General features: G+C 74.5%; 14 protein-coding genes. 7 read left to right on the top strand and 7 right to left on the bottom strand.

What is annotated here, in order from left to right; all coding sequences use genetic code 11:
• Positions 1–6 precede the first annotated feature (6 nt).
• The gene (locus AB0G08_RS09320; protein WP_358085416.1) at positions 7–615 is read right to left on the bottom strand and encodes a TetR/AcrR family transcriptional regulator; all 609 of its coding nucleotides are present in this window, start codon (positions 613–615) and stop codon (positions 7–9) included.
• Between the two features lie 84 nt (positions 616–699).
• On the opposite strand from AB0G08_RS09320, the gene AB0G08_RS09315 reads away from it, so the two are divergent.
• The 4 genes from AB0G08_RS09315 (at position 700) to AB0G08_RS09300 (ending at position 5,512) form a co-directional block, all read left to right on the top strand.
• Positions 700–1,146: a DoxX family membrane protein gene (locus AB0G08_RS09315; protein ID WP_358085414.1), complete on the top strand. Its 447-nt coding sequence runs from the start codon at positions 700–702 to the stop codon at positions 1,144–1,146.
• Between the two features lie 25 nt (positions 1,147–1,171).
• Positions 1,172–1,636: a MarR family transcriptional regulator gene (locus AB0G08_RS09310; protein WP_358085412.1), complete on the top strand. Its 465-nt coding sequence runs from the start codon at positions 1,172–1,174 to the stop codon at positions 1,634–1,636.
• Positions 1,630–3,363: an ABC transporter ATP-binding protein gene (locus AB0G08_RS09305; RefSeq protein WP_358085410.1), complete on the top strand. Its 1,734-nt coding sequence runs from the start codon at positions 1,630–1,632 to the stop codon at positions 3,361–3,363. Before AB0G08_RS09310 ends, AB0G08_RS09305 begins: the two co-directional genes overlap by 7 nt.
• Before the next feature lie 199 nt (positions 3,364–3,562).
• On the top strand, positions 3,563–5,512 hold the full coding sequence (locus tag AB0G08_RS09300; RefSeq protein ID WP_358085592.1) for an ABC transporter ATP-binding protein: 1,950 nt from the start codon (positions 3,563–3,565) through the stop codon (positions 5,510–5,512).
• 59 nt (positions 5,513–5,571) lie between these two features.
• Here AB0G08_RS09300 and thrS read toward each other — a convergent pair whose 3' ends face one another.
• Positions 5,572–6,786 (bottom strand): threonine--tRNA ligase, encoded by a 1,215-nt coding sequence (gene thrS, locus AB0G08_RS09295; protein WP_358085407.1) that lies wholly within the window; start codon positions 6,784–6,786, stop codon positions 5,572–5,574.
• Between the two features lie 547 nt (positions 6,787–7,333).
• On the opposite strand from thrS, the gene AB0G08_RS09290 reads away from it, so the two are divergent.
• Entirely contained in the window at positions 7,334–7,984 is a 651-nt protein-coding gene (locus AB0G08_RS09290) for a DedA family protein (RefSeq protein ID WP_358085404.1), read from the top strand.
• Positions 7,985–8,078: 94 nt separating this feature from the next.
• A complete protein-coding gene (locus AB0G08_RS09285) occupies positions 8,079–8,699 on the top strand; it encodes a DUF998 domain-containing protein (protein ID WP_358085402.1) in 621 nt (206 codons plus the stop codon).
• Here the strand turns inward: AB0G08_RS09285 and AB0G08_RS09280 are convergent.
• Complete coding sequence (locus AB0G08_RS09280) at positions 8,677–10,080, bottom strand: NAD(P)H-quinone dehydrogenase (RefSeq protein WP_358085399.1); 1,404 nt, start codon at positions 10,078–10,080, stop codon at positions 8,677–8,679. The two genes, AB0G08_RS09285 and AB0G08_RS09280, sit on opposite strands and share 23 nt — an antisense overlap.
• Before the next feature lie 106 nt (positions 10,081–10,186).
• Here AB0G08_RS09280 and AB0G08_RS09275 point away from each other — a divergent pair, with 106 nt between their 5' ends.
• Positions 10,187–10,642 carry a gamma-glutamylcyclotransferase gene (locus AB0G08_RS09275; RefSeq protein ID WP_358085396.1) on the top strand — a complete coding sequence of 152 codons (456 nt, stop codon included), beginning with the start codon at positions 10,187–10,189 and terminating at the stop codon, positions 10,640–10,642.
• Positions 10,643–10,733: 91 nt separating this feature from the next.
• Here the strand turns inward: AB0G08_RS09275 and AB0G08_RS09270 are convergent, their stop codons facing one another.
• The 4 genes from AB0G08_RS09270 to AB0G08_RS09255 all read right to left on the bottom strand — a co-directional run bounded on the left by AB0G08_RS09270 (position 10,734) and on the right by AB0G08_RS09255 (position 14,175).
• A complete protein-coding gene (locus AB0G08_RS09270; RefSeq protein ID WP_358085394.1) occupies positions 10,734–11,696 on the bottom strand; it encodes a GNAT family N-acetyltransferase in 963 nt (320 codons plus the stop codon).
• 112 nt (positions 11,697–11,808) lie between these two features.
• Positions 11,809–12,552 (bottom strand): hypothetical protein, encoded by a 744-nt coding sequence (locus AB0G08_RS09265; RefSeq protein ID WP_358085391.1) that lies wholly within the window; start codon positions 12,550–12,552, stop codon positions 11,809–11,811.
• A gap of 37 nt (positions 12,553–12,589) precedes the next feature.
• Positions 12,590–13,540 carry a hypothetical protein gene (locus AB0G08_RS09260; protein WP_358085388.1) on the bottom strand — a complete coding sequence of 317 codons (951 nt, stop codon included), beginning with the start codon at positions 13,538–13,540 and terminating at the stop codon, positions 12,590–12,592.
• A 5-nt stretch (positions 13,541–13,545) separates the two neighbouring features.
• Entirely contained in the window at positions 13,546–14,175 is a 630-nt protein-coding gene (locus AB0G08_RS09255) for an MBL fold metallo-hydrolase (RefSeq protein ID WP_358085386.1), read from the bottom strand.
• Positions 14,176–14,191: the final 16 nt, after the last annotated feature.

Genomic DNA, 14,191 nt, shown 5'->3' with positions numbered 1-14,191 from the left:
GCTCCGTCAGGGCACGGCGGGTGCCGGCGGGCCCGGGACCGGCGCGGGCGGCTTCGGGAAGAGGCGGTGGATCACCTCGCGGGCCGCCGCCCGGGGGTCGTCGCCGACCCGGGGCGGCAGCGCGCCCGAGAGCCAGAGCGTGGCGAAGCCGTGCACGATGGACCAGGCCGCGAGCGCGTCGCCCTGCGGGTCCGCCGCCGTCGGGCGCCCCCCGGGCAGCGCGGCGACGCCCGAGTGCAGGGCGTCGCCGGCCCGCTGGCGGGCCGCCACCAGCTCGTCGGCGTCGGGCCGGTAGAGGTCCGGACGGAACATCACCTCGAAGTGCGCGCGGTGGCCGACCGCGAAGTCGACGTACGCGACGCCCCTGTCGAGCAGGTCGCCGCCGGCTTCGTGCAACGCTTCGGCCAGCAGCTCGAAGCCCTCGGCGGCGAGGGCGGTGAGCAGCCCGGACTTGTCGCCGAAGTGGTGCGCGGGGGCGGCGTGCGAGACGCCCGCCCGGCGGGCCAGGTCGCGCAGGCTCAGCGCCGCCGGGCCCGACTCCTCGATCACCCGCACCGCCGCCGCGAGCAGGGCGCGACGCAGGTCGCCGTGGTGGTAGCCGCGCGTTCCGGTCATGCCGCGATCGTATCTTGCTATTGACAAGATGACACCTCGGGCCGCAATCTTGTCGGCGACAAGTTGCTCCCGAGGAGGTACCGGATGGCCCCGCTGATCGCACTCCTGGTCGGCACCGCGCTCGCCCGACTGGCCGGACTGGTCGGCGTGGCCGCCCTCGACGGCTGGCACCCCGCGCTGCGGGTGGGGCTGGCGCTGATGTTCGTGGTGACCGGTGTCGCGCACTTCGCCCCCGCCTACCGGGCGGACATGATCGCGATGGTGCCGCCCAACCTGCCCCGACCCGACCTGCTGGTGACGCTCACCGGGGTGCTGGAACTGGTGGGCGCGGCGGGGCTGCTGGTGCCGGCGACCGCCCGCTGGGCCGCGGCCGGGCTGGCCCTGCTGATGCTGGCCATGTTCCCGGCGAACGTCTCGGCGGCCCGGCGCGGGCTGACCCTGGCCGGCAGGCCGGCGACCCCCCTCGGCCCGCGCACGGTGGAACAGGTCTCCTTCGTCGCCGTGGCCGCCGCCATTTCGTTTGGGGCCTGACGTTCAGGACGCTAATCTATCGGCCATGGAACTGATCACGCTACGGGACGTGCCGATCGGGCGACTGCTCGTGGTCGCCGGGCACGTCACCGGGCAGCGGTGGAACCGCTACCTCGCCGAGGCGCACGGCCTCACCCAGGCCGGGATGGTCACCCTGATGACCCTCGCCGAGCACGGCGAACTGTCGCACCGCACGGTCGCCGAGCACTGCTTCGTCCGGCCGGCCACCCTCACCGGCATCGTCGACACCCTCGCCCGCGAGGGCCTCGTCGAACGGCAGCGCGACAAGAGCGACCGGCGCAGCGTCAAGATCGCGATCACGGCGGCCGGCCGGGCCCGGGTCGAGGCCCTGGCCGCCGTGATCCGCTCCGCCGCCCCACTCACCTCGGTCGACGCCGACCCGGCGAAGGCGGCGGTGATCCGCGAGTTCCTCCTGGAGGTCATCGGCAACGGGGAGCACGGCGCCCCGGAAGGGGGCCCGGCGTGTTGACCCGGCTGCTGCGTACGCACCTTCGTCCGTACCACCGGCCGCTGGCCGCGGTGGTGCTGCTCCAGTTCGTCGGCACGATGGCGTCGCTCTACCTGCCCAGCCTGAACGCCGACGTCATCGACCTGGGCGTGGCCCGGGGCGACACCGACTACATCCTGCGCACCGGCGGCTGGATGCTCGCCGTCAGCCTGGTCCAGATCGTCTGCTCGGTCGCGGCCGTCTACCTCGGCGCGCGGGCGGCGATGGCCTTCGGCCGCGACGTCCGGTCGTCGGTCTTCGCGCACGTCAACCGCTTCTCCGCCCGCGAGGTCGCCCGGTTCGGCGCGCCCTCGCTGATCACCCGCAACACCAACGACGTGCAGCAGGTGCAGATGCTCGTGCTGATGAGCTGCACGATGCTCGTCGCCGTGCCCATCATGAGCGTCGGCGGCGTGGTGATGGCGCTGCGCGAGGACGTCGGGCTCTCCTGGCTGATGCTGGTCAGCGTGCCCGTGCTGGCCGTCGCCCTGTGGCTGGTCATCCGGCGGATGGTGCCGGGCTTCCGGCTCATGCAGACCCGCATCGACACGGTCAACCGGGTGCTGCGCGAGCAGATCACCGGCATCCGGGTGGTGCGGGCGTTCGTCCGGGAGCCGTACGAGACGGAACGCTTCGCCACGGCGAACGCCGACCTCACCGCGACCGCCCTGCGCATCGGCCGCCTGATGGCGTTGATCTTCCCGGTGGTGATGCTGGTGCTCAACGTCTCCAGCGTCGCCGTGCTCTGGTTCGGCGCCGAGCGGGTGGACGCCGGGGCGATCCAGGTCGGCTCCCTCACCGCCTTCCTGCAGTACCTGATGCAGATCCTGATGGCCGTCATGATGGCCACCTTCATGCTGATGATGGTGCCGCGCGCGGCGGTCTGCGCCGAGCGGATCGTCGAGGTGCTCGACACCGACTCCTCCGTGGTGCCCGCCGCCCACCCCGTGACCGAGGTGACGGCCCGGGGCGAGCTGGAACTGCGCGACGTCGGGTTCCAGTACCCGGGCGCGGCCGAGCCGGTGCTGCGCAACGTGTCGTTCCGGGTGACGCCGGGGACGACGACGGCGGTCATCGGCAGCACCGGCGCGGGCAAGACCACCCTGCTGTCGCTCGTCCCCCGGCTGGTCGACGCGACCGCCGGCACGGTGCTGGTCGACGGCGTCGACGTACGGGACCTGGCGCCGGACGAGCTGTGGCGCCGGATCGGGCTGGTGCCGCAGCGGCCGTACCTGTTCACCGGGACCGTGGCGAGCAACCTGCGCTACGGCAACCCGGACGCGACCGACGCGGAACTCTGGGACGCGTTGGAGATCGCCCAGGCGCGGGACTTCGTCGAGGCGATGCCCGAGGGGTTGGAGTCGCCGATCGCGCAGGGCGGCACGAACGTCTCGGGCGGGCAGCGGCAGCGGCTGGCCATCGCGCGGGCCCTGGTCCGGCGGCCGGAGATCTACCTCTTCGACGACTCGTTCTCCGCGCTCGACCTCGGCACCGACGCGCGGCTGCGGGCGGCGCTGCGCCCCGTCACCGCGGACGCCGCCGTGGTGATCGTGGCGCAGCGGGTCTCCACCATCGTCGGCGCCGACCAGATCGTCGTGCTCGAGAACGGGGGCGTGGTCGGGATCGGCCGACACGACGAACTGCTACTCACCTGCCCGACGTACGCCGAGATCGTGGCGTCGCAGAACACCACGGAGGTGGTCGCGTGAGCGAGCGGAGCGAGCGAACCATCAGGCACAGCAGCGCGGCGCCTCGCGCCGCCGCGGAGCGAAGCGAGGTGGCGGCGTGAGCGAGCGGAGCGACAGGCACGGCAGCGCCGTACCGCAGCAGAAGCCGGCCGCCGACGCGCGGACGCCGACGCGGCTGCCGCCCGGCGGGCAGCGCGGCGGTCCGCACGCGAACATCGGGATGCCCGCCGAGCGGTCGATGAACTTCGGGCCCTCGGCCCGGCGGCTGCTGGGCCGGCTGCGCCCGCAGCGCCTCCAGCTCGTCGCCGTGATCGCGCTGGCGGTGGTCAGCGTGGGGCTCGGCGTGGTCGGGCCGAAGGTGCTCGGGTGGGCCACGGACCTGATCTTCACGGGTGTGATCGGCCGGCAGCTGCCGGCGGGCACCACCGCCGACCAGGCGGTGGCCGCCGCGCGGGCGGCCGGCAACGACAACTTCGCCGACATGCTCGCCCGGATGGACGTGGTGCCCGGCGTGGGCATCGACTTCGCCGCGCTGGCGCGGGTGCTGCTGCTGGCGCTCGGGCTCTACCTGGCGTCCAGCGTGCTGATGTGGTGGCAGGGCTGGCTGCTCAACGGGGTGGTGCAGCGCACCGTGCTGCGGCTGCGCGCCGACGTGGAGGAGAAGCTCAACCGGCTGCCGCTGCCCTACTTCGACCGGCAGCCCCGGGGCGAGCTGCTCAGCCGCGTCACCAACGACATCGACAACATCTCGACCAGCCTCCAGCAGACGCTGAGCCAGCTGCTCACCTCGCTGCTCACCGTGGTCGGCGTGCTGGCCATGATGTTCTGGATCTCGCCCCTGCTCGCCCTGGTGGCCCTCGTCGCCGTCCCGGTCTCGGTGGTCGTCACCACCAGCATCGCCAAGCGGTCGCAGCGGCAGTTCATCGCCCAGTGGGCGCACACCGGCGAGCTGAACGGCCAGATCGAGGAGGCGTTCACCGGCCACGAGCTGGTCAAGGTCTTCGGCCGGCAGCGCGAGGTGGAGGCCGCCTTCACCGCGAAGAACGAGGAGCTGTTCCGGGCGAGCTTCGGCGCCCAGTTCATCTCCGGGATCATCATGCCGGCGATGATGTTCGTCGGGAACCTCAGCTACGTGGCGATCGCCGTGGTGGGCGGCCTGCGGGTGGCGTCGGGGTCGATGAGCCTCGGCGACGTGCAGGCGTTCATCCAGTACTCCCGGCAGTTCACCCAGCCGCTCACCCAGGTCGCCTCGATGGCGAACCTGCTCCAGTCCGGGGTGGCCTCCGCCGAGCGGGTCTTCGCCGTGCTCGACGCCGAGGAGCAGAGCCCCGACCCGGTCGAGCCGGCCCGGGTGCGCGACCCGCACGGCCGGGTCGAGTTCGCGAACGTCTCCTTCCGGTACACCCCGGACAAGCCGCTGATCGAGGACCTCTCCCTGGTCGCCGAGCCCGGGCACACGGTGGCCATCGTCGGGCCGACCGGGGCCGGCAAGACCACGCTGGTCAACCTGATCATGCGCTTCTACGAGCTGGACGCCGGCCGGATCACGCTCGACGGGGTGGACGTCACCACCATGCGCCGCGACGACCTGCGCGGCCGGATCGGCATGGTGCTCCAGGAGACCTGGCTCTTCGGCGGCACCATCCGCGACAACATCGCGTACGGCCGGCCCGGGGCGACCGAGGAGGAGATCGTCGCCGCGGCCCGGGCGACGTTCGTGGACCGGTTCGTGCGCAGCCTGCCCGACGGCTACGACACGGTGATCGACGAGGAGGGCAGCAACGTCAGCGCCGGCGAGAAGCAGCTCATCACGATCGCCCGGGCCTTCCTCGCCGAGCCGTCGCTGCTGATCCTGGACGAGGCGACCAGCTCGGTGGACACCCGCACCGAGGTGCTGCTCCAGCGGGCGATGGCCGCGCTGCGGTCGGACCGGACGAGCTTCGTCATCGCGCACCGGCTCTCCACCATCCGCGACGCCGACCTGATCCTGATGATGGAGGACGGCCGGATCGTGGAGCAGGGCACGCACGACGAGCTGCTCGCCGCGCGGGGCGCGTACCACCGCCTCTACCGGTCGCAGTTCACCGCCGCCCTCCAGCCCGACCCCGCCCCGGACGCTCTGCCCGACCCCGACCCCGAGCCCGCCCCGCTCGAGGGGTCCACCCGGTGACGGGCGGGCCGCCGGTGGCGACAGGCGGTCGGGCGACGGGGTCGGGGCCGGGCGGGGGCTCAGCCGGCCGGCAGCAGGGTCGGGGCGCGGTCGGCCACCACCGCGCCGATCAGCCGGAGAGCGTCGGCGGCGGGCATCGGGTCCAGGGCGCGGCCGCCGCGCAACCGCAGCGCGACCGCGCCCTCGGCCGCCTCGCGGGGGCCGACGACGGCGGCGTACGGGACCCGGGCGCGGGCCGCGTCGCGGATGCGGGAGCCCAGCGAACCGGCCCCGTCGACCTCGACGCGCAGCCCGGCGGCCAGCGCGTCGCGGGCGAGCCGGGCCGCCGCCCCGGCCTGCTCGTCCCCGACGGGCAGCACGACCAGCTGCACCGGGGCGTACCAGGCGGGGAAGGCGCCCTCGTGCACCTCGATCAGGTACGCGAAGAGCCGTTCCATGCTGCCGACGAGGCTCCGGTGCACCATCACCGGCCGCCGCCGTGCCCCGGACGCGTCGGTGTACGACAGGTCGAACCGCTCCGGCTTGTCGAAGTCGAGCTGGACGGTGGAGAGGGTGAACTCGCGGCCGGCGGCGTCCAGCACCTGGATGTCGATCTTCGGACCGTAGAACGCGGCCTCCCCCGGGGCCTCGGTGAACTCCACCCCGTCGAGCGCGGCGCGCAGCAGCTCCTCGGCCCGCGCCCACTGGGCGTCGTCGCCGACGTACTTCTCCCCCGGCCCGCGCAGCGACAGCCGGAACCCCGCCGGCCGTACGCCGAGCGCGGCGTGCGCCTCGCGGATCAGCCGGAGGATCTCGACGACCTCCTCGCCCACCTGCTCCAGCGCGCAGAAGTTGTGCGCGTCGTTGAGCGAGATGGCGCGCACCCGGGACAGCCCGCCGAGCACCCCCGAGCGCTCGGCGCGATACATGCCGCCCAGCTCGGCGATGCGCAGCGGCAGCTCCCGGTAGGAGCGGCCCCGGGCCCGGAACACCAGGGCGTGGTGCGGGCAGAGCGCCGGCCGCAGCACGAACTCGTCGGCGCCGAGCGCCATCGGCGGGAACATGTCGTCGGCGAAGTAGCCGAGATGGCCGGAGAGCTCGAAGAGTTCCCGCCTGCCCAGCGGCGGGGTGAGCACGTGCCGGTAGCCGGCCCGGCGCTCCAGCTCGCGGACGTACTCCTCGACGGCGTGCCGGGCGGCGGCGCCCGCCGGCAGCCAGAGCGGCAGCCCGGCGCCGGCCAGCGGGTCGGAGCCGAACAGCTCCAGCTCCCGGCCGAGTCTGCGGTGGTCGATCATGTCGCGCTCCTTGATCGGGTACGGCCCGGAGGCGACCCGGTCACCGGACGCGACGAGGCCCCGGGGCGGATCGCCCCGGGGCCTCGTCGACGGTCAGGTCAGTACGGCGCGCCGGGGTCTCCCGGCGTCGTGGTGGATACCGCACTGCGCATACGGCGACGGTACGTCCCCGCCCGCGCGGACCGCAGCCGGTTTTCCGGGGCGGTCCGGCACCCGGACGGCGTGGGCGGGAGCACGACTCGGCGCGCCGCGCGGCACGGGGGCGGGCCGCCGGCACGGGACCTGCCGGCGGCCCACGGCGGCCGGACCGTCAGGAACGGGGGACCCGACGGTCGTGGGGCCGCGCGTCGCCAACGGTACGCCGGGCCGCTCCGATCCGCCGACCCTCGACGGTCCGCAGGGCCGTCACCTGCGGGTGTGTCCGCTCGTTGTGTCCGGTGGCCCTGCCGTGTCGGTGGTCACCACGAGCCAGGGTCGTGTCCCGTGACGCCGGACGACCCGTCAGGCTCGGTACCCGCAATCGGCCCCGTCCGGCGAGGTGGCAGTCGTGTCCGAACTACTCACTGAGGTCGCGTCGCCGGCCTGGGCGTACCTCGCGCTGCTCGCGCTGCTGGTCGCGGACGCCTTCGTCCCGGTGGTCCCCACCCAGGTCGTGATGATCACCGGTGGCGCCCTCACCGTGTACGGCGGGCTGAGCCTGCCGGTGACCATCGCCGTGGGCGCGCTCGGGGTCTTCGTCGGGGACCTGGCCTGCTACCTGCTCGGGCGGGGCGCGCCGGACCGTCGGGCACCCCGTGACATCGAGCGGGGCCGGGCCCGGCGGGTCGCCAGCCGGGTCACCCAGGGGCTGCGCCGGCCCGGGCCGCTCGTGATCCTGCTCTGCCGCTTCGTGCCGGGCGGCCGGATGGCGGCCTGCTTCTCGGCCGGCCGCAGCCGGTACCCGTACCGGCTCTTCCTGCTCTACGAGGGCCTGGCGGCGCTCGGCTGGGCCACGTACGGCGGGCTGGTCGGGCACCTCGGCGGGACGGCGCTCACCGAGTCGGCGTGGCGGCTGGCGCTGATCGCGGCGGTCGCGGCGGCCGGCTTCGCGGCGGCGGGCCTGGCCATGACCGTCGTCGGGGCCCGGCGGGCGGCCGAGGCGGTCGCGGTGGTGCCGGTCGCCGTCCCGGTGCGGACGGACGCGCCCGGGGCGGAGTGACCGCCCGCGCGGTGCCGCCTAGGGGTGGTCCCGGGGATCGATCTCGGTGGGCGGCCCGGATCCGTCTGGGGCTCCCTCCGCGACAGGCTGAGCCATGCGCGGAACCCGGAACAGTGGACTGCTGGCCCTCGGCGGGATCGCCCTGGCGGCGTTGCTCGCCGTGATCGGCCACCTCGAGGTGAACGAGGGCCTGAACCCGTGGGCGCTGACCGTCAGCGACTACGCCGTCTCGGACCGGGGCGGGGTGATCGACGTCGCCATGGTGGTGCTCGCGGCGGCCACCGCCGTGCTCCTTCCCGCCCTGTGGCACGCCCACCGGCCGTCCGCCGCCAGACCGAACCGGGCGGCCGAGGCGCTCCTGGCCGCCTGGGTCGGCGGGCTGCTGCTGGCCGCGGTGGTGCCGACGAACGAGCCCGGCCTGCCCATGGACGCCGCCGCCTACGTCCACCGGTACGCCTCGGTGGTCGCCTTCCTGGCGCTGCCGGTCGCCGGCTGGCTGCTCGCCCGACGCCTGCCCGACGCCGCCGGCCGTCGGGTTCGCGGCCTCGCCACGGCCAGCGTGGCGCTGGCGGCGGCGATGGTCTGGTCGGCCTACCCCGGCGACCGGCTGCTGCTCGGCCTGGTCGAGCGGCTGCTCATCCTCACCGAGGTCGCGATGCTCGTCGTCGTCGCGCTCACCCTGCTGCGGCGGGTCACTCCAGCTCGTGCAGCATGAGCTGGCGGGCGGCCTCGGTGATGGAGCCGGAGAGGCTCGGATAGATCGTGATCGTCTGCGCCAGCTCGTTGACCGTGAGGTTGTTCTCCACCGCCATGGTGATCGGCAGGATCAGCTCGCTCGCCTTCGGCGCCACCACCACGCCGCCGACGACCTGGCCGCTGGCCGGGCGGCAGAAGAGCTTGACGAAGCCGTCGGCGAGGCCGTCCATCTTGGCGCGGGCGTTGCCGTCCAGCGGCAGCATGACCTGCCGGGCCGGCACCTTGCCCGCGTCGACCTCGTCCTGCGAGACGCCCACGGTGGCCAGCTCCGGGTCGGTGAACACGTTCGCCGCGACGGTACGCAGCCGCAGCGGCCGGACCGCCTCGCCGAGCGCGTGCCACATCGCGATCCGCCCCTGCATGGCGGCCACGCTGGCCAGCGGCAGCACGCCGGTGCAGTCGCCGGCGGCGTAGATGCCGGGCACGTTGGTCCGGGAGACCCGGTCGACGGTGACGTAGCCGCCCCGGGCCAGCGCGACGCCGTACTCGGCCAGGCCCAGGTCGGCGGTGTTGGGGATGGAGCCGACCGCGATCAGCGCGTGTGAGCCGGCCACCTTGCGGCCGTCGGAGAGCTCGACCTCCACCCCGTCGGCGGTGCGCCGGACCGCGTCCGCCCGGGAGTTGTTCAGGATGCTCATGCCCCGGTTGCGGAAGACCCGCTCGATCGCCATGGCCGCGTCGGCGTCCTCGTGCGGCATCACCCGGTCGCGGCTGGAGACCAGGGTCACCTGCACGCCCATCGCCAGGTAGGCGCTGGCGAACTCGGCGCCGGTGACGCCGGAGCCGACCACGATCAGGTGCTCGGGCAGCTCCGGCAGGTCGTACACCTGGCGCCAGGTCAGGATGCGCTCGCCGTCGGGGACGGCGGTGGGCAGCTGGCGCGGGGTGGCGCCGGTGGCGACCAGCACGGTCGACGCGGCGATCGACTGCTCCCCGCCGCCGTCGGTCGGGGTGACGAGCACCCGGTGGGTGTGGCCGAGGGTGTCCTCGCCGAGCCGGGCGGTGCCCGACACGAAGTTCACCCCGGCCTTGACCAGCTTGGCGTGGATGTCGGCGGACTGGGCGAGCGCGAGGCGCTTGACCCGCTCGTGCACCGCGCTGGCGTCGACCGTGACCGCCTCCAGCCCGTCGGAGTGCACCCCGAACTCCTCGGTGTCCCGGTAGCCGGTGACCACCTCGGAGCTGGCGATGAAGGTCTTCGACGGTACGCAGTCGGACAGCACGCAGGCCCCGCCGGCGCCCTCGGCCTCCACGACGGTGACATCAGCGTCCAGCTGCGCGGCGACCAGGGCCGCCTCGTAACCGGCCGGTCCACCGCCGATGATCACGATCCGGCTCACAGCGCTCGCCCTTCGTCAGTGCTCACAGTGAATTTCTTCTCCCGAACGCGTCCGACACGCACCGTCGTATTCTCCCCCACCCGGCGGGCGGGCTATCGTCATCGCCGTGCGTCATCACGCCGCCTACGGCTCAAACCTCGACCCCGCCCGCATGCGCGCCTACTGTCCGCATTCGCCGATGGTGGGCACAGGCTGGCTGGAAGGCTGGCGACTCACCTTCGCGGGCGAGAACGTGATCGGCTGGGAGGGTGCGGTCAGCACGGTCGTCGAGTCCCCCGGCGACCGGGTCTTCGTGGCGATCTACGACATCCACCCCTACGACGCCGCCCAGCTCGACGAGCTCGAGGGGGTGGCCGCCGGCACGTACCGCAAGCTGCACGTGCGCGTCTCGACCCTCGACGGCGACGTGACCGCGTGGATCTACGTCTTCGACGGGTACGAGGGCGGGCTGCCCACGGCGTGGTACCTCTCGGAGATCGCGAACGCCGCCGAGAAGGCGGGCGCGCCGGACGACTACGTCACCGAGTTGCGGTCCCGCCCCACCGGCACCGCGTCGGCCTAGCCCGTATCGTCGGCCCAGCGCGTATCCCACGGCCCCCAGTCTGCTCCGGAGCCGGGCGGGGCCTCCAGCCGGCCCCGGTCGGCGTCGTCAATCACACACCGACGGCCGGGACAACCAACTCGTACATGTCGGTCCAGCTCACCTCGCGCAGCCCCACCGAACGGTAGAGCGTCACCGGCGCGGTCGGGTTGGCCAGGTCCACGCCCAGCCCGGCGGATGCCCGGCCCTTGGCCGCGTAGGTGGTGAAGGCCCGCAGCAGCAGCGCCGCGCCCACCCCCCGCCGCCGGTACGCCGGCAGCACCGAGAGGCTGCGTACGAAGCCCTCGTTCTGATCCAGCGCCTGGTCCGAGGACTGGAGCGCGCCGGCTGGCACGCCGTCGACCTCGGCGACGAACCACTCGTCCCAGGTGGTGCCGTACGGGGTGAGCCGCTGCCGCCACTGCTCGTAGCCGACCGGCTCGTAGTCCGGGGTGTCCCGGAACGCCGTGTCGAAGATCCGGTGGAACTCGCGCAGGTCGGCCTCGTCCTCGCCGCGCAGCGGACGGACGGTCACCCCGGGCGGGAGTGGCGGCTCGGCCGGCAGCCCGGCGAGCGACCGGCGCATCCGCACATACCGCTTGGCCAGGGTGAACCCGGCCTCGACCACCTCGGTCGCCCACCGTGTCTCGGGGGCGAAGACGGCCGTACGGACGGTCAGCGCCGGCACGCCCCGTTCGGTGGCGCGTTCGGCGACCCGATCGAGCTGCCGGGCCAGCAGTGGCGCCCGCAGGTCGTCGCCCCGCCCGGGCACCACGTACACCTCGACGAACTCGCGCCCCACGCCGGTCGGATTGTCGATCGTCGCCCAGGCCACCACCGCGTCGCCAGGGTCGGCGACGACCCACGAGTCGCGGGCCGGGTCGAAGAACGGCGCGGTCAGCGCGGCCGTGACGTCGTCGGCGTCGAAGTCCGGGTAGCCGACGGCGAAGGTGTCGGCGGCGTGCACCACCGCCAGGATCGCCGGTACGTCGTCCAGGGTGGGGCGGCGGGCGTGCCAGCCGGCGGGGAGAGTCACGGAGGCGATCCTGACAGTCGGGCCGCCGGGGCGCCGCCGATTTTCCGGCCGCGGCGGCGGCCGGCTGCCGCGACTCCAGGCGCCGGGCCACGCACCCCCGGGTCGCGGCGGCTCAGCCCGGGTCGGCCACGTGGGCCCGGGTCGCGATGAGCAGCTCCACCAGCTCGGCGCCGTCCGCCGGGCCGAGCGCCGCGAACGCCGGCGAGGCCAGCCGGTCGGTCACCGCCTCGGCCCAGAGCCGCCGCCGGACCAACGGCCCGACCGGCGGGTACGGCGGCGACCAGCCGCAGGCGACCGCGCCCGCCTCCCCGTCCGGCCCGGCGAGCACCGCCTCCAGCGGGGTCATCCCGCTGGCCCGGACCGCGATCAGGTGCGCCCCGGCGAAGTGCTCCCGGAGCAGCCGCAGGCCGACGGCGGCCCGGGCGCCGGCCGTCCGGACCGGCACCGGCATGGCCCGCCAGGCGGCGAAGAGCGGCATGCCGCTGGCGTCCGCGGCGTCGACCGCGCGGCCGAGCAGGGCGGCGAGCCGGCTCACCCCGGGAAGGGGGTCGAGCCGCTCCTCACCCCACCGGCAGCACTCGGCCAGGGTGGCGGCGGCCACCTCGACCGGCGGGACGACCCGCCGGGCCGCGTCCCAGCCGTCGGCGACCGCGTCGGGGGCCAGGAAGCCGAGGGCGGCGGCGACCGTCTCCGCGCGGACGTCGCCGAGGGCGCCGGCCCGCCCGGTGACGTAGAACGCCCAGCCGGAGATGCCGAGCAGCCGCGCCCGGCGCAGGGTGGTCGGGCAGCGGGTGAAGAGGTCGCCGAGCTCCAGCACGACCGGCTTGCTGGCCGCGGCGGCCTGTTCCGGCGTCATCCGCCCGTTCCCCGGTCGCCCCGTCCGTCCACAGGGGTCAGTCTGCCGCGCCGCCGTCCGACTCGGCAGCCCCCTCTTCGGCGTCGAGGGCCTCCACCGCCGCCTCGACCTCGCCGGCGCGGCGACGCGCGGCCGTCACCACCCGTTCCGCCCCGCGCCGCGCCAGCCGCGCCCGGCTCAGGTCCTGCTCGGCGACGGCCCGCCGCCGCTCCAGCTCGGCCAGCTCCGCCTCGATCGCGTCCAGGGCCGCGACGCCGTCGCGCTCGGTCGTCGTCGCGTCCGCCAGCTCCGCCTCGGCCCGTTCCTGGTCGGTACGCGCCCTGGCCAGCTCCTTCTCCAGCGCCCGCCGTCGGCGTGCCCGCTCCGCCCGGGCGGCCCGTTCCGCCTGCTCGGCGCGGAGCGCGCTCCGGTCGGCGTCGCGCCGCTGCCTGCCCGCCGGCTCGGGCATGGGCGCCGGTTCCGGCTCCTCCCCACCGGTCACCAGGCGCAGCTGCGGGCGGGGCACCTCGCCGAAGCCGGCGTAGGTGGCGGCCTTCAGCAGCCGGCCGGAGCGGACCTGTTCGGCGACGTCGGTGTCGGCGAGCGCGGCGTTGAGGGTGGCCTCCACCTCGGCCAGCGGCAGCTTCCCGGCCGACGGGGCGCCCTCGGCCCCGGCCGCCAGCTTGCGCACCTCGGCGACGAGCGCGCCGACCACCGCCCGCCGCTGGGTGGAGAGTTCCCGCAGCCGGGGTCCGCGCAGCTCACGTTGGGCGGTGCGTAGCGCCTCGGCGAGCTGGGCCAGGTCGGCGACCAGCTCGGGGTGGCGGATGGCGAGCAGGTTGACCAGCCAGGCGGCCACGGTGGGCCGGCGCAGCCGGGCGATCTCCCGGGCGGTCTTCGGGTCGCCGGCGCGGCGGGCCTCGGCGACGGCCTCGTCGCGGATCGCGACGAACCGGTCCGGTGAGGTGGTGTAGAGCCGGTGCACCAGCTCTCGGGACGGGCCGGGCATCGCCGTCAGGCGTCGATCCGGGTGCCCGGTTCGAGCCGGCGGTAGTCCACCTCGGACAGCCGGGCGAAGTTGCCGTTGAGCACGTTGAGCCCGTTGTCGTTGAGCAGCCCGTCGTGCAGCGCGTACGCCCGGCGCGGGGCGACCGCCCGGAGGAAGTCCAGCGACTCGGAGAACTTCGTCCACGGGGCGTGGATCGGCAGGAAGAGCGTGTCGACCTGGGTGTCCTCGGGGACGACCAGGCTGTCCCCGGGGTGGTAGACCACGTCGTCCAGCAGGTACGCCAGGTTGTCCACCACCGGGATGTCGGGGTGGATCACGGCGTGCCGCCCGCCGTAGGCGCGTACCGGCACGCCGGCGGCCGTGAACGACTGTCCGGGTCGGACCGGTTCGAGCGCCTCGGCGGCGTCGCCCAGGGTGCCGGCCAGCGACGCCGGACCGTGGATGACGAACCGACGCCGGTCGAGCTGCCGGGCCACCGCCCCGACGTCGAGGTGGTCGGGGTGCTCGTGGGTGATCAGCACCGCGTCCGCCCCGTCGAGCGCCGCCGCCTCGCTGAACACCCCCGGGTCGATGACCAGCACTCCCCCGTCGTGCTCCACCCGGAGGCAGGAGTGCGCGTACTTGGTGAGCTGCATCGTGACTCCAAGATTA

The sequence above is a fragment of the Micromonospora sp. NPDC023644 genome, from assembly GCF_040640115.1.
Taxonomy (GTDB): Bacteria; Actinomycetota; Actinomycetes; order Mycobacteriales; family Micromonosporaceae; genus Micromonospora.
The sequence above is the reverse complement of the archived record's forward strand: the minus strand, read 5'-3'. Positions and strand labels throughout refer to the sequence as shown.